Source organism: Streptomyces sp. 840.1 (assembly GCF_003751445.1).
In the GTDB taxonomy this organism is placed as follows: domain Bacteria; phylum Actinomycetota; class Actinomycetes; order Streptomycetales; family Streptomycetaceae; genus Streptomyces.
Genome location: NZ_RJUU01000003.1, coordinates 146,611 through 166,336 on the forward strand (window position 1 = coordinate 146,611; position 19,726 = coordinate 166,336).

Consider the following 19,726-nt stretch of genomic DNA (forward strand, 5'->3'; position numbering starts at 1 on the left):
GGGGCCCGTCAGGAAGCTGCCGGGGCGCCCAGGCCGAGTTCACCGTCGCCGAGGGAGGCGAAGAACCGCTCCACGTCGGCGTCGGTGACCTCGGTGAGCCCGGCGGGGCTCCACCGCGGGTTGCGGTCCTTGTCCACGATCTGGGCGCGTACGCCCTCGACCAGGTCGGGCCGGGTGAAGGCGGTGGACGAGACGCGGTACTCCTGGTTCAGCACCGCTTCCAGGCCGTCGAGGCGACGGGTCCTGCGAACGGCTTCGAGGGTCACCTTGAGCGCGGTGGGCGACTTCGCCAGGATCGTGGCGGCGGTCTCCTTGGCGGCGGGCTCACCGCAGTCGCCGAGGCGCTCGACGATCGCCTCGACGGTGGCGGCGCCGTAGCAGGAGTCGATCCAGTCGCGCTGTGCGGCCAGCTCGCCTCCGGTGGCCGTGCCGGCGCGGCTCCGCACCGTCTCGACGACTTCCTCGGGTGTGGCGCAGAGTTCCAGGGCCGAGATCAGGGCGGGTAGCTCGCGCGAGGGCACGAAGTGGCCGGCGAGGCCGCACAGCAGCGCGTCCGCCGCGCCGACGGCTGCCCCGGTGAGCGCCAGGTGGGTGCCGAGTTCGCCCGGCGCCCTGCCCAGGAGGTAGGTACCGCCCACATCCGGGACAAATCCGATTCCGGTCTCGGGCATCGCGATGCGCGAACGCTCGGTGACGATCCGGATCGAGCCATGGGCCGAGACACCGACGCCGCCGCCCATGACGATGCCGTCCATGATCGCGACGTACGGCTTGGGGAACCGGGCGATACGGGCGTTGAGCCGGTACTCGTCACGCCAGAAGTCCAGCGCGCTCCCGCCGCCGGCCAGGGCGTCGTCGCGGATGGCGCGGATGTCGCCGCCGGCGCACAGCCCCCGCTCCCCCGCCCCGGTGAGCAGCACGGCGGCGACCGAGTCGTCCTGTTCCGCCGCGTCCAGCGCTTCCGCCATGCGCAGCACCATGGTGTGGTTCAGCGCGTTCAGGGCTCGGGGGCGGTTGAGCGTGATGTGGCGGATGCGTCCCTCGGTGTGCAGCAGGACGGGATCCTCGTGGTTCATGCGTGCGCTCCGGTCAGCCCCAGTACGTGCCGCTCCGCCGGTCACGGGCGGCCTTACGGTGCCATTGTGCGCGGCGGCCCCGGAGGCCTGGCACGAGGGGTGGCAGCGGCCGTGCGGAACTGCGCCGGAGCCCTTCGGAGCGGGATTCCGCTGTGGCAGCCGTACCCGACCGGCCAGACAATTGGGTCAGTCAGTCCCGACCGGCCAGATAATCGGGTCAGTCAGTACGGCAGCCCCGCCGGACGATCTTCGGAGCAGGAATGACCGATCACGACCGGCCACCGATCATCCCCGTCCGGCCCCGCCCCTCGGCCGAGAAGGCCCGCAGCGGCGACACCGGGACGGCGGAGCGGCTTGCCATGAACCGGACGGGCAGCTTCGAGTGGGATCTCGATGCCCGGACGCTGGACATCGACGAGGCGGGGCTGCTGGTGTTCGGCCTGGACCCGGCCACGTACGACTCACGGCCGGAGTCCCTGGTGGAGCGGCTGGAGCCCGAGGAGCGGATCCGTCTCGACACGGCGATCGACGAGGCCGTCAAGGGCGGGCGCACCTCGTACAGCCTCCATTTCCGGGTCCCCACGGACGAGAGCGGCGATCAGTGGACCCATATCCAGGCGCGCATCCTGCGCGGCGAGGACGGGCGGGCACACCGGGTGATCGGCGTGGTGCGGGACGCGACGGCGGAAGTCACCCATTCGGCCTTCGTGCTGGAACTGGAAAAACGCCGCCAGCGCCAGACCGACATTGTTGAACGTACGACGAGCGCGTTGTCACGGGCGGTGACCGTGGACGATGTGACCGCCGCTCTGACGGGACCGGGCGGCCTGGCCCGGCTGGGCGCCGACGGGCTCGCGCTCGGACTCCTGGACAACGCCACGATGAACGTCATCGCGTTGAGCGGCGACTCCCTGGAGGTCATCGACGAGCTGGGGCAGGGCCGGCTCGACCCGAGCTTCCCGCTGGCCGACACCGTCCTCAGCGGGCGGCCACGCTTCGTGAGCTCGCTGGGTGCGCTCACCCGGCGCTATCCGGTGCTGGAGCCGTATGTGGGGCAGCTGAAGTTCCAGGCCGCGGCCTACCTGCCGCTCGTGGCGCAAGCGCGTTCACTCGGCGGGCTGGCGCTCTTCTACCGTGAGCGCACAGCCTTCAACGCCGACGAGCGCAATCTGTGTCTCGGGCTTGCCGCCATCGTCGCCCAGTCCCTCCAGCGGGCCACGCTCTTCGACGAGGAGCGGGAGTTCGCCACCGGTCTCCAGTCCACGATGCTGCCCCGGCGGATCCATGACATCGAGGGCGGTGAGATCGCGGTCCGCTACCACGCGGCGTGGAGCGGCCGCCAGGTCGGCGGCGACTGGTACGACGTCATCCCACTGCCCAAGGACCGCTTCGGCATCGTGGTGGGCGACGTGCAGGGCCATGACACACATGCGGCCGCGATCATGGGACAGCTGCGGATCGCGTTGCGTGCGTACGCCGGGGAGGGGCATCCGCCGTCGACGGTACTGGCCCGCGCTTCGCGGTTCCTCGCCGAACTGGACACGGACCGGTTCGCCACCTGCACGTACGCCCAGGTCGATCTCGGCACCGGAACGGTGCGCGTGGTGCGCGCCGGCCATTTCGGTCCGCTCATCCGGCACACGGACGGCCGGGTGGGCAGCCCGCAGGTGCGCGGCGGCCTGCCGCTGGGCATCTCGACCGACTTCGAGGACGAGGAGTACCCCGAGACCCGGCTCGACCTGGTTCCGGGCGAGACGCTGGTCCTTTACACGGACGGGCTGGTCGAGGAGCCCGGCGCCGACATCGACGCAGGCGTGCGCACGCTCGTCACCGAGGTGAGCGCGGGCCCGGCCGGGGCGGAGGCGCTTGCCGATCACCTGTCGGACCGGCTGTGGGAACGCTGGGGCTCGGGCGACGACGTCGCGCTGCTGGTGTTGCGCCGCAGCCCGGACCCGGGTTCGCCCCGGGCGCCCAGGCTGCATCAGTACATCCATCAGGCGGACCCGGAGGGACTGTCCGACGCACGGACGATCGTGCGCCAGGCCCTGACCGACTGGGGCATGCCCGAACTCGCCGACGACGCCGAGATGGTGACCGGGGAACTGCTGGTGAACGTGCTGCTCCACACGGAGGGCGGAGCGGTGCTGACCCTGGAGGTGCTGCCGGAACCGGTGCGGCGGGTACGGCTGTCGGTGCAGGACCGCTCCAGCGCATGGCCCAGGCGCCGGACACCGGGTGAGACAGCCACTTCCGGGCGGGGGCTGCTCCTGCTGGACGCCGTCGCCACGCGGTGGGGCATCGAGCCCCGCGGCGAGGGGAAGGCGGTCTGGTGCGAGATCGGTCCCGCTGCCCCACCCACGTCCCCACCGGTCCGCAGAGGCACAGGTGCAGGTACAAGTGCAGGTACAGGTACAGGTACAGGTACAGGTACAGGTACAGGTACAGGTACAGGTACGGGTACAGGTGCACGGACAGGTACAGGTGCAGACACCAGTACCGACACAGCCTCAGGCACGGTCACCGACACAGGCACCGGCGCGGACGGACAGCGTTGAGGGGCGTGCCGCCACGCCGAACGCGTGCGGCACGCCCCTCGACCGGACTCCCGGGCGCCAGGCGCCCGGACCGCCGGACTACGTCAGTGCTGAGCGGTGCGACGCTTGCGCACGGACCACATGATGCCGCCACCGGCCAGCAGCACGGCGACAGCCGCACCACCGATGATGGGGGTGGCGGACGACGAACCGGTCTCGGCCAGGTCCGGCGAGCTGGGGCTCGGCGTGGCTGCGGCGGGCGCAGACGACGAAGCGGTCTCGCTGGGCGTGTCGGCCGGGCTCGGCGCCGAGGTCGTGGGCGTCTGAGACGGCGTGGACGGCTCGGACGGCTCGGACGGCTTCGACTCGGAAGGCGTGGGCGTCGAGGTCTGACCCTCGCACACCGGCGCCTGCTTCTCGTCTTCCTTCGAGTACCGGTCGCCGTCACCGGCCTTGACGGACAGGTGCACCGTCAGAGCCTTGTCGTGCTCAGGCAGGTCGATCGTCTTGTCGAGCTTGCTGCCGAAGTTCTCGGTCGCCAGCAGCTCCTTGCCGTCAACGGTCACGGTCACCTGGTTGGTGACCTTGTCGTTGTACGCGCTCAGGTGAAGGTTCACCTCGGTACAGGTCACGTCCCAGGTGGGGGTGTGAGCTGCGGCCGGGCCGGCGGTGAGAACCACGCCGGTCAGACCGACAACCGCAGCGGCGGCGAGGGTTCCCGCAGCGCGCAGCGATCTCCTGGGTATGGTCATGGATTGTTCCTCCGCAAATGTTTCATCGCCCGAATGGCGGTGGGGCGCACAGTACTGCCCCTGCCTCCCGTATGTGCACCCGCCCCACACACCATCCGACGTCACAACTGACAGCACATCGTCGCTGCTTGGGACATGACGGACACCGCGGACCGCTCGCCGCCCGGTCTGCGGTGGCGTGAAGTGAGCGCCCGACACCGGACGGTGTCGCCCGGGTGCCGTCAGAGCGGCCGGTGCATGATGTGCACGCCGACGTATCCGTGCTTCGGGTGGTCGAACCCCTCGGGCAGCGTGCCCAGGACTTCGAAGCCGAGCGAGCGGTAGAGCCCGACCGCGGCGGCGTTCGACTCCACCACCGCGTTGAACTGCATGGCGCGGTATCCCGCCGTGCGGGCCCAGTCGATCGTGTACTCGCACAGGGCCCGCCCCACACCGCGTCCGGCGTGCCGGGGGTCGACCATGTAGCTGGCGCTCGCGATGTGCGAGCCGTTACCCATGTGGTTCCTGTTCATCTTCGCCGTACCCAGAACGGTTCCGTCGTCGGCCACCGCGACGACCGTGCGGGCGGGCGACTTGAGGAGCCACCACTCACTGGCTTCCTCCTCCCCCAGGTCGAGGGGGTAGGTGAAGGTCTCACCGGCGGAGACGATTTCGTGAAAGAACGGCCAAATGGCGGGCCAGTCCACGTTGGTTGCTTCCCTGATCAACATTGGGCGAAGACTGCCAGCTCCGGTCCCCGTTGGCGAGCCAGTAATGCCTGGCCGAAGCACCCTCCCGCAGCGAATCTCCCTGCGGATCTACCTGCAGGCCTCCCGTCGGACGGGCGAGAGGACGGCGCCTGCGCCCGCCGTACGGACGGTGCGCGGCAGGGCGGTCAACGGGGCGGGCAGCACGCACCTGGCGGCTGCGCCCTCCACGCGTGCGGCGCAGCCGGATCCGGGCCAGCAGGCCAACGGTCTTTCCCCGCGAGGCCGGTTCGGCAGGCCCGAATCCGTCGCCGCCCGGTTCTGCGGGCCTGACCGGGACGCCGGCCGGGCCACCTGGTTCGCCCGGCTCGAACCGCGCTGCCGGTTCGGCCAGTTCAAGCGAGTCGGACGGGTCGGCGGGCGCTGGGGTCTCAGCGGCTTCGCTCGGGTTCGCCGCCTCTAGCGGTCCGGACAGTCCAGGCAGCCCGGGGAGTCCAGGCAGCCCGGCCGGTTCAGCCGGCCCGAGCGGCTCAGCGCGCTCGAACAGCCCGGCCGCCACAGGGAACCGGTCGAACGCCGCCGCCTGCGTTCCCCGTTCGTCGCCGGGGCGCGGCGCCTGACGGAGCTCGCGGGCACCATCAAGCTCCATGATGAGGTTGACCCGGCGCCAGAGGATCTCGTCCGGCTCGTCCGCGAGCATCAGGCGCCCCCTCGCTTCCCGGGTGACCGATGCCCCCCGCTGCCCGAAGACCGGTTCGGGCAGGACCCTGGCCAAGTAGGCCCGCTCGTACGGGTCGTCCACCACTTCGGCCAGCTGGGCCGGATCGAGCGCCAGGGCCGCGACCGCCGCACGTGACCAGGGATCCTCGGTGAGGGTCAGCAGCCGTTCGATCCGTCGCGAGCGCCAGTTGCGCGGACGGCAGTCCGTGCCGGCATCCAGCCGGTCACGCATCCAGGCCGGGCTCCTGCCCACCAGCAGTTCGGGCGAGCGGGCGGCCAGCGCGCCCACTTCCTGAGCGAGATAGAGCCACACCACAGCCCGGTAGCGGTTGAGGTAGAACGCGACCGGTGTGACGCAGCCGGCGCGGGCCAGCCGGGTGAAGCGGACGGGACTGATTCCGAGCAGCCGCGCGCCCTCCGCCGTCCCCACCGTGCGCACCCGCTCCCGCAGCGTCCCGGGGAAGCCGTCCTCCGACCTGAGCCGGTCGATCTCCTCCTGGCGGACCCTGGGCCGCCCCCCACCGCGCTGCGCCTGCACCCGGACGATGCCCAGGTGCACCGCCAGCTCGAACTCTCCGCGCTTCAGGACTAGTTCCGCAGCAGCGCGGCTCGCGGCCATCATGTGGGCACCGTTCGTGCCTACCGCATCCGTCACCGGCATGACGATTCTCCCCCGTGAGACTCGAATACTCTCTGTGACCACGGTAGCCCGGGGAGAACGACGGCCGCCCGGCCTGTGGATAACCTCGGAAGACCCTCGGGGCCGGGCGGGCTGCGCTCACCGGTCGGCCTGTCAGATCCGGTCGATTCCGTCCTGCCGCGCCGCCACGCCGAGGTGTTCTCCGACCTTGTTGACCAGCAGCGTCATCTCGTACGCCACCTGCCCCACGTCGGCCTCGGCCTCGCTCAGCACGCACAGACAGCTGCCGTCCCCGGCGGCCGTCACGAAGAGCAGTGCCTCATCGAACTCCACCATGGTCTGCCTGGCCCGCCCGGCGCGGAAGTGCCGCCCCGAACCACGGGCAAGGCTGTGCAGGCCGGACGAGACAGCCGCCAGATGTTCCGCGTCCTCACGTGCCAGGCCCGTACTGGCTCCGGTCACCAGGCCGTCGTTCGACAGCACCAGTGCGTGCCGTATCTGTTCCACCCGGCTGGTGAGATCGTCAAGGAGCCAGTCGAGTCCCCTGTCCAGTGCCATTCCGTTCCTCCCCGTTCATACGTTCCCCGTGCCCCACTTACGTGTAAGCCTTGCGCACGGGTCACGTCCGGGCAAGCTCCTCTCTGCGGATCGGACGGGTCGAAATCGGGCCAAGTCTGCGGAGCTCACGCTGCGCCGAGGAGCACTCCCCCGGGCCCTTCGCGTCCGGCGCCTACACTGGTGCCCTCGGGTGCGAGGAGTCGGCCCACGCGGACGGGAGTGTCAAGAGTGTCGACAGGTGCCGGCGGCGGTTTCCAGGATCCGCCCGCAGAGGTGCTGGCCCAGGCGGCTGCCGCCTTCGGTCTGCTGGCAACGCCCGCCCGCCTGCACATCGTGTGGGCACTGGCCCAGGGCGAGAGCGATGTGACGGGGCTCGCGGAGCGGGTGGGCGGCACCCTGCCGTCCGTGAGCCAGCACCTGACGAAACTGAAGCTGGCCGGTCTCGTACGCTCCCGGCGCGAGGGCCGTCGGCAGGTGTACCTGGTCGATGATCCCGATGTGGTGACCGTCGTACGGCTCATGGTCGGCCAGCTCGCGGAGCGTGCCGGGTACCCGGCCCCGCAAACGGTACGGCTCCATGAGCTCGGTGCCTGAGAACGCTGCCGAGGCGGGGACGGGCGAGCGGCCGGCTGTCGTCGTGCCGATGCCCGGCGCCGCCGCCGGCCCCACTGCGGTTCCACGACAGGGCGCGGTACCGACGTCGCTCCAGGTCCTGCGTTCGCTGGACAGCGGACCGCGCGGGCTGGCCGAGGCGGAGGCGGAGGAGCGGCTCGCCCGGTTCGGCGAGAACATCCTCCCCGCATGGCGCCCGGTCCCCTGGCCACTGCGCTTCGTGCGTACCTTGCGTGACCCCTTCACGTCCGTGCTGTTGTGCCTCGGGCTCGTCTCGGCAGCGGTGAACGCCTGGGGCACGGCGTCCGTGACGCTCGTGCTGGTGGTGGTCAGCTGTCTGCTGCGGTCGGCCGAGGAGCACCGCGCCGACCGGGCGACGGCCGCGCTGCGCGAACTGGTCGCGACCACGGCGACGGTGCTGCGCCGCAGCGGGCCCGAGGCGGCGCCGCAGGCCCGCGACGTGCCGGTCGGTGAGCTCGTCCCCGGCGACGTGATCAGGCTGGGGCCCGGAGACCTCGTACCGGCCGACGTGCAGCTGCTGCGCGCGAGCGGCCTCACCGTGCACCAGTCCGCGCTCACCGGGGAGTCCGCGCCCGTTGGGAAGCATCCCGCGGACGACCGGCGGCGGCAGGAGGCCGCTCCCGCGCTGCACAGCGTGCCCGAGGGAGCGGGAGGTGTCTTCGCCCAGCGTCAGCTGTGTTTCCAGGGCAGCAGCGTCGCGTCCGGGAGCGGAACGGCGGTGGTGGTCGCGACCGGTGGGGACACCCGGTTCGCCGCCGCGTACGACCGCTCGGCGCATCTGCGAGGCGCCAGCGCGTTCGACCGGTCCGTGCAGGGGATCTCCTGGACCCTGATCCGCTTCATGCTGCTCACTCCACCGCTGGTGCTGATGGCCAATGCCGCCCTGCGCGGCCGAGGGCTGGAGACGCTGCCGTTCGCCGTGGCGGTGGCGGTGGGGCTGACGCCCGAGATGCTGCCCGTCATCGTCACCACGGCACTGGCACGGGGGGCCTCGCAGCTCGCCCGGAACAGTGGGGTGATCGTCAAGCGACTGCCCGCACTGCACGACCTGGGCGCGATCGATGTGCTCTGCCTGGACAAGACGGGCACCCTCACCCAGGACCGCCCGGTCGTCGACTGTTCGCTGGACCCGACGGGACGTCCCGATCCCGACGCCCTGCACTGGGCGGCGGTCAACGCGCTGTGGACGTTGCAGCTCGCCGACCTGCCGGCGCCCGACGCACTCGACGAGGCGGTGCTGGACGCCTCGGAACAGCAGGAGGGCTCGCTGTCCGGTACGCAGGACGGCGGCCCCCGCACCGCCGTCGGGTCGTACGACGCGGTGGCCGCCCTGCCCTTCGATCCGGTGCGGCGTCTTTCCACGGCCGTCGTCCGGCTCCCCGGCGGGCTCGGGACGCATGTGCTGGTGACCAAGGGGGCCGTGGAGGCCGTCCTGGAGCGGTGCGATCTCGACCCGGCGGAGCGGGAGCGGCTGGCCGGCGTGGCGGCGCGCGAGGCCGCCGAAGGACTGCGGCTGCTCGCCGTCGCCCGTACCGAGCGGCCCGCACGGCTGGGGGCCTACACACCGGCGGACGAACACGGCCTCGCCTTTCTTGGCTTCGTCGCCCTGCGGGACGCGCTCACGCCCAGCGCTGCCGACGCGCTGGACGTACTGGCCCGCCGCGGTGTCGCCGTGAAGGTGCTCACCGGGGACCACCCGGGCACCGCCGCCCGCGCCTGCCGGGACCTGGGACTGGACCCGGGGCAGGTCGTCTCGGCGGAGGAGATCGACGCCCTGTCCGGGGACGAGCTCGCCCGCACGGCCGACCGGGCGACCGTCTTCGCCCGCTGCACCCCCGGGCACAAGGCCCGGATCGTGGCGGCGCTGCGCACCTCCGGGCACACCACGGGATTCCTCGGTGACGGCGTCAACGATCTGCCCGCCCTGCACGCCGCCGATGTGGGCATCTGCCCGCGCAACGCGGTCGACGTGGCGCGGGAGACCGCTGATGTGGTCCTCGCCGAGAAGGATCTCGGTGCCATCGATCACGCGATCACGGCGGGCCGGCGCAGCAGCGGCAACATCGCGACGTATCTGCGCATCACGCTCTCCTCGAACCTCGGAAACGTGATCGCGATGCTGGCGGCGGGTCTGCTGCTGCCCTTCCTGCCGATGCTGCCCGCGCAGGTCCTGGTCCAGAACCTGTGTTTCGACGCCGCGCAGCTCGCGTTCGCCTTCGACCGCCCGGCGTCCTCGGTGCTGCGGCGGCCGACGGTGCTGCGCCCCCGGGACTTCCTCCGGTTCATCACCCGGTTCGGACTGCTGAACGCCGCCGCCGACCTGGCGACCTTCGCCGTTCTGGCCCTCGCCCTGCACGACTCACGGACGGACGACCAGGCCGCGTTCCACTCCGGCTGGTTCACCGAGAACCTCCTCACCCAGGCTCTGGTGATGCTGCTGCTGCGCACCGGCCGCCGGGCTGCGGAAGGCCGCACGGGCGGGCCGCTGCGGGCCGCCGCGGCAAGCCTGGCGGTCGTCGGCGTCCTGCTGCCGCTCACCCCGCTCGGCCGGCCACTGGGCATGAGCGCCCTGCCGCCGCTCTACTACCTCCTGCTCGCCAGCGTCCTCGCGCTCTACGCGTACGGCCTCGCCGCAGCGCGCAACCGCTACGAGCGCAAGCGCGGGCTCTCATGACCCCGGCAGACACCGGCGGCGCCGGAGCCCGTGGCGAAGCCGGTGTGGACGACGACGCGGAAAGCAGTGCTGGACGCGATGCGGAATCCGGCCTGGAACGCGTTTCGGCAACCGCTGCCGCTCACGGCCGTCAGGTGCGGGTTCGCCGCGCCGTGCCCGACGACGTTTCGGCACTAGTCCGCATGTGCGCACTGATGCTGTCCGGCATGGGCACCGACACCGGTGACGACCATGCACTCTGGCGCGCCGCCTCGGCCAGTGGTTTCACCGACCGGATGGCACTGTCGGACGAGTTCGCCGCGTTCCTGGTCGACGACCCCGAGTTGTGGGCGTGGTGGCGTGCGCCGTCGGCGCGTGCGCCGCGCACGCGCCGAGTCCGCGGCGGACGGCCGGGGCGCCGGCCTGAGCCGTCACCGGCGGCATCAGCCGTATGAGAGGTCGCTGCACAGGTCGTCGTCGGCCGAGCGGGCTTGGCCTGCGACGGCGGACGGTACGGCGTCGGGCTTCGGTGCCACCGGCGTCGCTGAGGGGTTCTGGGCGTAGTCGCTGCCGACGATCACCTGGATCCCGGCGTCCGCAGACTCCGCTGTGTGCGCTCCCGCGAATAGCCGGGCCGTGTTCTCTGCCTCGTCCTTGAGGCCGGGGCCGTAGCTGATCAGGGTCCGGGTCTGGTCCTGGGAGTTCGCGGTGGCCGTGCCCGTGACGGTGAAACCGTGCGAGCGCAACAGCTCCGCCGCCTTGGCCGCGAGCCCGGTCACCGTGGTGCCGTTGTAGACGGCCACGTCGACGCCCACACCGGAGACCGGAGTTGTGGGAGAGGCCGACGCCCCGCCGGGCGCCGCCGAGCCGCCGGTCCCTTTCTTGCCGGCGGCGTTCTGCCCGTCGAGTGTGCGGTCGGCCTTGAGCGAGGCCCACAGCGCGTCGGCGTCCGGTTCCACGATCGCGACCCGGGCTCCCTGGTAGCGCCAGGGGACGGTGATGAACTTCGTGTTGTGCAGGTCGACGTTCTTCATCGACATGGCGAAGGACAGCAGCCGGTCGGCCGAACCGAGCCCCGGGTCCACGGTCATCGCGTCGGTCGCCGCGTTGGCGAGGGGCAGCAGGGTGGTCGGGTTCAGCCCGCGGGACTTGACCTTCTTCACGAGGGAGCCGACGAAGGCCTGCTGCCGCTTGATGCGCCCTATGTCGGATCCGTCACCGATGCCGTGCCTGATCCGTACGTAGTCGAGAGCCCGCTGTCCGGAGACCGACTGAGGACCCTTGGCGAACACCAGGGAGCCCCGGGTGGCTCGCTTGGGGTTCAGGTCGCGCTGGTAGATGTCCTGCGGCAGACAGACGGGTACCCCTCCGACGGCGGAGGTCAGCGAGGAGAAGCCGGCGAAGTCGACCACAATGGTGTGGTCGACGCGCAGACCGGTGAGGTGCTCCACCGTGTTCTGAGTGCAGGCGGGGTTGCCCTCGGCCGTCTCCCCCACCGAGAACGCGCTGTTGAACATGGTGTTGCGCTGCGGGGCTGTCCAGCTGCCGTCGGGCTTCTTGCAGGCCGGGATGTCGACCAGGGTGTCGCGCGGGATGGACACGGCGACGGCGTGCTTGTGGTCGGCGTACACATGGAGCAGGAACGCGGTGTCGGAGCGCCCGACGTCACCCGTCCCGCCACCGAGCCCGCTGTTGGCACCCGATCGGGAGTCCGATCCGATGACCAGGACGTTCTGTCCCTCGGACGTGTCCGGCGGACGGTCGCCGGAGACGCCGTCGGCGCTGAACGTGTCGATGCTCCCGTTCAGCTTGAGGTATCCCCAGCCGACTCCGGCGACCAGCAGCACGAGGAGCGAGAGCCCGAACAGGCCCGTCCGTCGCAGACGGCTCCCACGCCCGCCCGCCTTCGCCCCTTTGTGACTGCCTGCCATGTGCCCACCCCAGTTCGTCCGGCTTCCATGGAGTCGGACTCGCACCGCGCACACATGGTTGTACAGTTGCGCAATGTAGCAAGTGTTTGCATCCGGATGGATCACCGGACCTGCCCATGGTCGACCCGATCCCGTCTCCACAAATACCTGCTGGAAACATTGACCGGAAGACACCCGAAGAAAGGGCGTGAAGCGCATGCTGCGCAACGGCCTCGAACCCTGGCACCTGCTGATCGTCGCGATCGTCGTAGTGATGCTGTTCGGCGCGAAGAAGCTGCCGGACACCGCCCGCGCCCTGGGCAAATCCATGCGGATCCTGAAGAGTGAGGCGAAGGCCATGAAGGAGGAATCGCCTCAGTGAGCGTCGCGGCCACAGGCTCCGGGCCGCCATCTCACTTCACTGCTTGCGCAATCGGGGAACCGCAGGGGACGGGCCGTCGTTCAACTCGGTGACGGCCGTAGAAGTAGTGATCAACGATCAACGGATCACTGGATCATTGGAGGAAGTTCATGGGTGTGACCCTGGCCAAGGGCGGCAACGTCTCCTTGTCGAAGGAGGCGCCCGGCCTGACCGCGGTGACGGTCGGCCTGGGCTGGGACGTACGGACGACGACCGGCGCCGATCACGACCTAGACGCCAGCGCGCTGCTGTGCTCGGACGCGGGCAAGGTCCTCTCCGACCTCCACTTCGTCTTCTACAACAACCTCAACAGCCCGGACGGTTCGGTCCAGCACACCGGTGACAACCTGACGGGTGAGGGCGAGGGCGACGACGAGTCCATCAACGTGGACCTGGCGGGCGTCCCGGCGGATGTCGCGAAGATCGTCTTCCCCGTCTCCATCCACGACGCGCAGAGCCGGGGGCAGAGTTTCGGCCAGGTGCGCAACGCGTTCATCCGGGTGGTGAACCAGGCAGGCGGGGCGGAGCTCGCCCGCTACGACCTGAGCGAGGACGCGTCGACGGAGACAGCGATGGTGTTCGGCGAGCTGTACCGGCACGGGGCGGAGTGGAAGTTCCGCGCGGTCGGCCAGGGGTACGCCTCCGGCCTGGCCGGAATCGCGTCCGACTACGGCGTCAACGTCTGACCTCTTCGGCGCGGTGACCGCACGCGTACGGGTCCCGGTCCGCACTAGCTCCCACGGAGTGCGGACCGGGACCCGTACTGTCTCACCGGACGCCGGCGGCTCCCCGCGCCTTCGCAGCGGGGCGGCTGACAGCACTGGGCCACCAGGCCTTCGGGCCGATGTCAACGACCAGTGCGGGCGCGAGAAGCGAACGCACCACCAGGGTGTCCAGGAGCACTCCGAAGGCCACGATGAACGCGATCTGCGCCAGGAAGGCCAGCGGAATGACGATCAGCGCGGCGAAGGTGGCGGCCAGCACCACTCCCGCCGATGTGATCACTCCGCCGGTGCTGACCAGCCCCCGGAGCACACCCTGCCGGGCCCCGTGCACCAGCGCCTCCTCCCGGACACGTGACATCAGGAAGATGTTGTAGTCCACCCCGAGGGCTACCAGGAAGACGAACCCGTACAGCGGTACAGAGGCATCCGTGCCGCTGAACCCGAAGGCGTGCTTGAAGACCAGCGCCGAAACGCCCAGGGTCGCAAGGAAGTTGAGACCGACCGTGGCCACGAGCAGGACCGGGATCAGCACGGATCGCAACAGCCCCATCAGGATCACCAGAATGATCACCAGCACCACGGGCACGATGATGCCGCGGTCGCGCTCGGCCGTCCGCTGGGTGTCGTACTGCTGCGCGGTGTAGCCCCCGACGAGCGCCTCGGCGCCCGGGACAGCGTGCACGGCCGTGCGCAGACGCTGGATCGTCGCCTTGGCCGCATCACTGTCCGCGGCGTCCTTCAGCGTCACGTCGACACGGACACGTCCGTCGACCACGACGGGCGGTCCCGTGTCCGGTCGTCCGGAGGCGGTCACGGGTGCGGCGCGGGCGACGCCTCGCGTCCCCCGTGCCGCCGCGGTCACCTCGGCGGCGCGGACGCTGTTCGCGACGACCACGGCCGGGTTGCCCGATCCGCCCGGGAAGTGCTTGCCCAAGGTGGCTTGCGCGGACACGGACGGGGCGTCGTTCACGAAAATCTCGTCCAGCGGCACACCCTGCGCCTTCAGCGTGGGCGCGAACGCCGCACAGGCGACGAGGACCAGGCAGGTGGAGATCCAGACTTTGCGCGGGGTGCGGTCGACCCGGGCCGCGACCCGTCGCCAGATGCCGTGCCCCCCTGCCGCCTCGTCTGCCGGGCGCGGTTTCGCCGGCCAGTAGGCGGCCCGGCCGCACAGGACCAGCACGGCCGGCAGGAAGGTCAGCGTGCTCAGCACCGCGCAGACGATGCCGATCGCCCCCACCGGGCCGAGCGCCCGGTTGTTCGTCAGATCACTCAACAGCAGGGCCAGCAGGCCGAGAGCCACGGTTGCGGCGCTCGCGGTGATGGCCCCGAAGGAGCGGCGCAGCGCGGCGACGGCCGCTGCCGTGCGGTCGCCGTGCCGGGTGAGCTCCTCACGGAAGCGTGCGGTAAGCAGCAGGGCGTAGTCGGTGGCCGCGCCGATCACCAGAATCGACAGGATCCCCTGGACCTGGCCGTCCACCCGCACGACACCGTGGTCCGCGAGGGCGTAGACGATCGCGCAGGCGAGCCCGAGGGCGAGGACCGAACTGATGATGATCAGGAACGGCAGCAGCAGGCTTCGGTAGACGAGAAGCAGGATCACCAGGACGGCGGCGAGCGCGACGCCCAGCAGCAGCCCGTCGATCCCGGCGAAGGCGTCCTTCAGATCGGCCTGGCTTGCTGCGGGTCCGGCGATCCCGGCCTCGGTGCCCGGCACCGAATCAGCCGCTTCACGCACTCGGTCGAGCGTGCCGGGCAGTGCGTCACCGAGGTCGGAGCCGAGTTGCACGACGCCGGAGAGCGCCTGGCCGTCCTCGGCGGGCAGTGCGGGCGACGGCTTTCCGACGACTCCCGGCACGCCGGCCAGCGAGGCCAGAGCCCGGGTGGACGCGGCCCGCGCATCGGCCGGGAGCGGGCCCCTGCTGCTCGTCCAGACGACGATCGCGGGTACGGTCCCGGACCGCTGGAACTCCTTCTGCGCCTCGGACACCTTCGTCGACTCCGCGCTGCGCGGCAGGAACGCGGCCTGATCGTTCGTGGACACCTCGCCCAGCTTCCCGGCGAACGGGCCCAGCGTCGCGCCGATGCCGAGCCAGACGACGAGCAGGGCCAGAGGTACCAGCCAGCGGACGATGCGGTGCCGCGGTGCGGGCTTCATGACTTCCCCAGAGTTCGGCGTACGGTCATTTTATCTCGATCATTAATTATCTCAACCATTGAGAGATATTACTCTGGTGGTATGCGCACCGCAGGCAGAGTCCCGGACCGAGGCATGGACGACGGGCCCACCGGGCTCCAGACGTTCGCAGTGCTGTTGCGCCGGATGAACAGCGAGTTCAATCGCATCGCTCACGAGTTCGCCCAGTCCCAGGGGCTGCATCCCACGGATGTGCAGGCGCTCATCGCGATCCTCGACGCCGAGCGCACCGGGACGGGGGCGGCTATGACTCCGGGGAGGCTGCGCGAACAGCTCGACCTCACCTCGGGAGCGGTGACGGCGTGTCTGGACCGGCTGGAGCGCGCGGGACACATCCAGCGGGTCCGCGACAACAGCGACCGCCGGGTGGTGCATCTGCACTACGCGGCCGCGGCGAAGGCGGTGGCCCGCGACTTCTTCATGCCGCTGGCCGACAGCACGGACACGGCCAGGCGTCAGTTCGACGAGGCCGAGCTGACGGTCGTGGCCCGCTTCCTGGACGCCATGAACGACGAACTCGCCCAGTTGCGCAAGGACGGGCGGCAGCCCTGACCTAGGGCGTGTTTTGAAGGTCCCGTCTGCCCGGCGGCGTCTGGCACGCACGCTCGCGGCCTTTCGTTTGGATCAGGTCGGATCAGAGAGCGGAGTCCGGTGCGTGCACCCGGTTCGTGTCGTTTCGCTGGAGTGGTTCTTCCACGATCATGTCCGTATGGCTGATGACCGCACGCACGTCCAGGACTTCTTCACCGCTCGCGCCGCGGACTGGGACACCCGCTTTCCCGACGACGGGCCGGCCTACGCCGCGGCGGTCTCCGCCATGGACCTGCGTACGGGCGATGCCGTACTCGACGCGGGCTGCGGTACGGGACGGGCGCTGCCCGCACTGCGGTCCGCGGTCGGTCCCGAAGGCACCGTGCTGGGTGCTGATCTCACCGCGGCCATGCTGGAGGCCGCTGCTCGCGCGGGCCGCGACAGTGACGGGCTGCTGTGCCAGGCCGACGCCGCCCGGCTGCCGTTGCGGACGCATGCGCTCGACGCCGTGTTCGCGGCCGGGCTGATCGCACATCTGCCGCAACCGGAACAAAACCTTGCCGAACTCGCGCGGGTGGTGCGGCCGGGCGGGCTGCTGGCACTGTTCCATCCCATCGGCAGGGCGGCACTGGCCGCACGGCACCGTCGAACGCTCACCGACGACGATCTGAGGGCAGAGCCCAATCTCGCCCCGCTGCTGACCCGTTCCGGCTGGCGGCTGGACACGTACACCGACGAGACGGACCGCTTTCTGGTACTGGCCGAACAGATGGGGTGATCCCCTTGCCGCGCTCCGGTCGGCGAGGCAGGGCGGCTCACCCGGCTGGGGCGTCCGGACTACGCAGGTGCCGGACCGGGCAGCCGCCCAGGCCCGGCGTGGGGTACGTGCCGAGTGCGGACACCTCGTAGCCATCCGGATAGCCCTTGATCTCGGGATTCTGGCGGGCGTGGTGCGGGGCGGTGCGAGGCGGCAGCAGCCGTACCGCTCGGGCCCTCAATCGCAGGGCGCCCCGGGTGAGTCCACGCGTCACCGGTCCCGGACGCTGGTAGCGGAAGGCCCGCAGCAGCGAGTCGTCGAGGAGCGCGAGGCTCGCGCCGCGCGCCACCCGGGCCAGGGGGCGCGGGTACCAGGACGCCATCAGCGCCAGCGTGGCGTCCGACACCTCGCGCGCCCCCTCGTCCCAGCCGAAGTGCTCCTTCTCGTAGGCGTCGAGGGTGCGCTCGAAGTCCTCGTACGTGTGCGGCAGCTCCCTGATGCCCATGTGCGCGCCCAGGGTCCGGTAGTAGGCGGCGCACGCCGACCTCTCGTGCCTGGACAACCGGCGCCAGCCATAGCTGTCGAGCCACCGCTTCGGGGTGACGACGAAGGTGCACAGCACATAGCGCATGTCGTCGTTGCTGATGTCGTAGCTGCGGTGCATCTGGTTGATCCGACGGATGGCCGTACGCCCCGGACCGCTGTCGAAGCCGTGCTCGACCACGGCGTCCAGGAGGAGCGCGGTGTCGTCGTACCGCTTCTGTGAACGGCTCGTCAGTTCCGCCGTATCGGCCAGCAGTCGGCCGATGCTGGGGACGGCATACGTTCGGTACAGAGCGAGTTCAAGGGCGCGGGTGATGTCCCAGGGGAATTCGTAGGTGGCCGTGATCCGGTAGATCTCCAGGAAGTCCTTCTCCGGATCCAGGCGTTGAATGTCCCTCAGCCGGTCGTAGCGCTTCACCGCACGTCCCTCTCGTAGTCCGGGCCGAGTGTCCGACCCTACGTCTGCGGGCAGGACCGTGAGTACGCGCACGAGACAGCAACGCCTTACCCGCGCGGCACGTCTCCTCACGTGCACGTGTTCCGTGTCCGCCAGATACATGTCCAGGAAAGGCGGTCTCCATGACCGACATGCTCGGCATACTCCGCAGAGCCGTGAATCCCGGCCGCAAGGGCGGCCGGCCCGACGCCCCCGCCAAGGCGCCGGAGCGTCGGCAGCACAATCTGTTCGATGCGGCCGCAACGTTCGTCGCGGCATCGGTGGAGGAAGACCAGGAGCGGATGGACGAGGCGAGCGGCTGGGTGTCGCCGGAAGCGCTCTCCTTCGGCGTCGGGGAACTCGCCTGCCGGGCGGTCATCGCGCTCGCCCGCGAGCGCGATGAATCACCCGAAACGGTGGCTCGCACCCTGCTCGGCCTGGCCGACGAGTAGGCGTCCCGTCCACGGCACACCGAAGCCAGGCGTCACGTTCTGCCTTGTCAGGGCCTCGACGAGTGGGTTACCCACTGGTTAAGGTGCGCCGACGGACAACCATGACGGATGAGGAGGGTGCAGTGACCGGGACGGACAACGCAGTCGCCGACGACGACGCACTGTACGTACTGACTGCGGTCCTGCTGACCCCAGCACAGTTTCCGAGTGTGCTGGGCGACGACTACCCGGAGGCCTGCGCGGCGCTCGGGCTCGGCCCGTACGCCACGGGGTACGGACTGGTCATGGGTCAGGACGGCGACGGGGCCAGGTGGACCGTCGTCGTCGACGACGTCTCTCTGGTGGCCGTGGCGATAGCGTCCTGGGACTGCGGCATGGAGTACGACCTGTCGCCCGACGAAAGCTCGGTGGTCTGCGCTCTCCCCGGCTGGCCGCTCGCCGTGGCGGTCGCCGCGCCGGGCGTGGCCGCTCCGCACGACCCGGCCCCCGATCCCGACGCGGACGGCGGGCATCCGCCTCCGCTCGCTCCACCCGACACCAATGTGTGGGGCCCGGCGCAGCGCCGCCTCGGTGCGGACGCGATCGCCTCGCAGTGGGCGGCCTGGCGCGAGCAGATCGACGACTCCGCCGAGCCCGGACCGGCAGGCGACGGCAGCGAGGAGGCTACCTATCAGGGCGACCACTCGTCCCGTACGGACGGTCCCGACGCGGACGCGGAGCCGGATGCGGATTCCGGTTCCGACCTCGGCTCCGAGCTCGGCACCAGCTCCGACCCCGCATCCGGCGCCGCGGCGGACAGCAGCGTCCCGGGCGATGCGGATACGGGCGATGCGGACACGGCCGGTGCCGGCGGTACGGACGCGGGCCGTGCGGGCGAGGATGCCGCCGAGCGCAGCGCCCAGTCCGGCGCCCATCCCGGTGTCCGGCGGGCTCTCGCCGAAGCGCAAGCCTATGTGGGGGCCCCGCCGCCGCCCGGCCGGATCCGGTCCTCCTTCGCCCCGGGGGACGCCAGGACGATCCGGGCCGACGGCCCCGGCTGGTCCATGGTGGCCAGGACCGACGACATGGCGTTTCTCCTGCTGGACGAGATACCGGGCGAGATAATGCCGGTCCAGCGCGGGAAGGACCTTCCCGGCCTGCTCAAGGCCCTGGACGCGCTGGCCGTGCGGCCCTCCTGAGCCGCCTCGGACATCGGCACCGCCGACCGGGCGCTGCCGGGTGCCGGGCCCGTGTGGTCAGGGCCCGGCACCGCTCAGCGGCCGATCTCCTTGCGGCTGATCCTGCGGAGCCTGCGCCGCTGACCGGGGTCCAGTGCCAGGTAGGCGATCGCGGGGATTCCGATGAGCACCAGCAGTGACAGCCAGAACCCGATGAACGGCATCAGGACGACTGCGACGACGACTCCCCCGATGGCGATCTTCGCTCTGTTCGACATCGTCCACGCCTCCTTCGCGGCCAGTAGCCGCTCCTGCTGTGAGAACGCCTGTGCGTGCCCATCGGTT

The 19,726-nt window shown here is 70.6% G+C and carries 19 protein-coding genes; 10 read left to right on the forward strand and 9 right to left on the reverse strand.

From position 1 onward, the window contains the following. Window positions 1-8 precede the first annotated feature (8 nt). A complete protein-coding gene (locus EDD93_RS33200; RefSeq protein WP_123529680.1) occupies window positions 9-1,076 on the reverse strand; it encodes an enoyl-CoA hydratase/isomerase family protein in 1,068 nt (355 codons plus the stop codon). Window positions 1,077-1,336: 260 nt separating this feature from the next. On the opposite strand from EDD93_RS33200, the gene EDD93_RS33205 reads away from it, so the two are divergent. After that, window positions 1,337-3,631, forward strand: a complete 2,295-nt coding sequence (locus EDD93_RS33205) for a SpoIIE family protein phosphatase (protein WP_123529682.1) — start codon at window positions 1,337-1,339, stop codon at window positions 3,629-3,631. An 83-nt stretch (window positions 3,632-3,714) separates the two neighbouring features. Here EDD93_RS33205 and EDD93_RS33210 read toward each other — a convergent pair whose 3' ends face one another. From EDD93_RS33210 to EDD93_RS33225, 4 genes are all read right to left on the reverse strand, one after another. Next, entirely contained in the window at window positions 3,715-4,362 is a 648-nt protein-coding gene (locus EDD93_RS33210; protein ID WP_123529684.1) for an LAETG motif-containing sortase-dependent surface protein, read from the reverse strand. Between the two features lie 221 nt (window positions 4,363-4,583). After that, a complete protein-coding gene (locus EDD93_RS33215; RefSeq protein WP_123529686.1) occupies window positions 4,584-5,072 on the reverse strand; it encodes a GNAT family N-acetyltransferase in 489 nt (162 codons plus the stop codon). Then, the gene (locus tag EDD93_RS40875) at window positions 4,996-6,429 is read right to left on the reverse strand and encodes a DUF6397 family protein (protein ID WP_221217375.1); all 1,434 of its coding nucleotides are present in this window, start codon (window positions 6,427-6,429) and stop codon (window positions 4,996-4,998) included. The genes EDD93_RS33215 and EDD93_RS40875 overlap by 77 nt, the downstream gene beginning before the upstream one ends. 132 nt (window positions 6,430-6,561) lie before the next feature. Continuing rightward, a complete protein-coding gene (locus tag EDD93_RS33225; protein ID WP_123529688.1) occupies window positions 6,562-6,966 on the reverse strand; it encodes a roadblock/LC7 domain-containing protein in 405 nt (134 codons plus the stop codon). Window positions 6,967-7,194: 228 nt separating this feature from the next. Here EDD93_RS33225 and EDD93_RS33230 point away from each other — a divergent pair, with 228 nt between their 5' ends. From EDD93_RS33230 to EDD93_RS39470, 3 genes are read left to right on the forward strand one after another with little or no spacing between them, the layout of a single operon-like run. Next, window positions 7,195-7,560, forward strand: coding sequence for a metalloregulator ArsR/SmtB family transcription factor (locus tag EDD93_RS33230; protein WP_123529690.1), 366 nt, complete (start codon window positions 7,195-7,197; stop codon window positions 7,558-7,560). Further along, window positions 7,544-10,273, forward strand: coding sequence for a magnesium-translocating P-type ATPase (gene mgtA / locus EDD93_RS33235; RefSeq protein WP_123529691.1), 2,730 nt, complete (start codon window positions 7,544-7,546; stop codon window positions 10,271-10,273). Before EDD93_RS33230 ends, mgtA begins: the two co-directional genes overlap by 17 nt. A gap of 44 nt (window positions 10,274-10,317) precedes the next feature. Continuing rightward, window positions 10,318-10,707 carry a hypothetical protein gene (locus tag EDD93_RS39470; RefSeq protein WP_148083922.1) on the forward strand — a complete coding sequence of 130 codons (390 nt, stop codon included), beginning with the start codon at window positions 10,318-10,320 and terminating at the stop codon, window positions 10,705-10,707. Here EDD93_RS39470 and EDD93_RS33245 read toward each other — a convergent pair. Next, window positions 10,696-12,120, reverse strand: a complete 1,425-nt coding sequence (locus EDD93_RS33245; RefSeq protein WP_123531549.1) for an LCP family protein — start codon at window positions 12,118-12,120, stop codon at window positions 10,696-10,698. The two genes, EDD93_RS39470 and EDD93_RS33245, sit on opposite strands and share 12 nt — an antisense overlap. 259 nt (window positions 12,121-12,379) lie before the next feature. Here EDD93_RS33245 and tatA point away from each other — a divergent pair, with 259 nt between their 5' ends. Next, window positions 12,380-12,544, forward strand: a complete 165-nt coding sequence (tatA, locus tag EDD93_RS33250; protein ID WP_123531552.1) for a Sec-independent protein translocase subunit TatA — start codon at window positions 12,380-12,382, stop codon at window positions 12,542-12,544. A gap of 149 nt (window positions 12,545-12,693) precedes the next feature. Then, a complete protein-coding gene (locus EDD93_RS33255) occupies window positions 12,694-13,269 on the forward strand; it encodes a TerD family protein (protein WP_123529695.1) in 576 nt (191 codons plus the stop codon). A gap of 82 nt (window positions 13,270-13,351) precedes the next feature. Here the strand turns inward: EDD93_RS33255 and EDD93_RS33260 are convergent, their stop codons facing one another. Further along, on the reverse strand, window positions 13,352-15,466 hold the full coding sequence (locus EDD93_RS33260; RefSeq protein WP_123529697.1) for an MMPL family transporter: 2,115 nt from the start codon (window positions 15,464-15,466) through the stop codon (window positions 13,352-13,354). A gap of 81 nt (window positions 15,467-15,547) precedes the next feature. Here EDD93_RS33260 and EDD93_RS33265 point away from each other — a divergent pair, with 81 nt between their 5' ends. Beyond that, window positions 15,548-16,057: a MarR family winged helix-turn-helix transcriptional regulator gene (locus EDD93_RS33265; RefSeq protein ID WP_123529699.1), complete on the forward strand. Its 510-nt coding sequence runs from the start codon at window positions 15,548-15,550 to the stop codon at window positions 16,055-16,057. 157 nt (window positions 16,058-16,214) lie between these two features. Beyond that, on the forward strand, window positions 16,215-16,814 hold the full coding sequence (locus EDD93_RS33270) for a class I SAM-dependent methyltransferase (protein ID WP_123529701.1): 600 nt from the start codon (window positions 16,215-16,217) through the stop codon (window positions 16,812-16,814). Window positions 16,815-16,851: 37 nt separating this feature from the next. Here EDD93_RS33270 and EDD93_RS33275 read toward each other — a convergent pair whose 3' ends face one another. Then, on the reverse strand, window positions 16,852-17,754 hold the full coding sequence (locus tag EDD93_RS33275; protein ID WP_123529703.1) for an oxygenase MpaB family protein: 903 nt from the start codon (window positions 17,752-17,754) through the stop codon (window positions 16,852-16,854). A 170-nt stretch (window positions 17,755-17,924) separates the two neighbouring features. On the opposite strand from EDD93_RS33275, the gene EDD93_RS33280 reads away from it, so the two are divergent. Together EDD93_RS33280 and EDD93_RS33285 are read left to right on the forward strand one after the other, a co-directional pair. Further along, window positions 17,925-18,224 (forward strand): hypothetical protein, encoded by a 300-nt coding sequence (locus EDD93_RS33280; protein WP_398906584.1) that lies wholly within the window; start codon window positions 17,925-17,927, stop codon window positions 18,222-18,224. Window positions 18,225-18,325: 101 nt separating this feature from the next. Then, window positions 18,326-19,402, forward strand: coding sequence for a hypothetical protein (locus EDD93_RS33285; RefSeq protein ID WP_123529707.1), 1,077 nt, complete (start codon window positions 18,326-18,328; stop codon window positions 19,400-19,402). 74 nt (window positions 19,403-19,476) lie between these two features. Here EDD93_RS33285 and EDD93_RS33290 read toward each other — a convergent pair whose 3' ends face one another. Next, complete coding sequence (locus tag EDD93_RS33290) at window positions 19,477-19,659, reverse strand: hypothetical protein (RefSeq protein ID WP_123529709.1); 183 nt, start codon at window positions 19,657-19,659, stop codon at window positions 19,477-19,479. Window positions 19,660-19,726 lie beyond the last annotated feature (67 nt).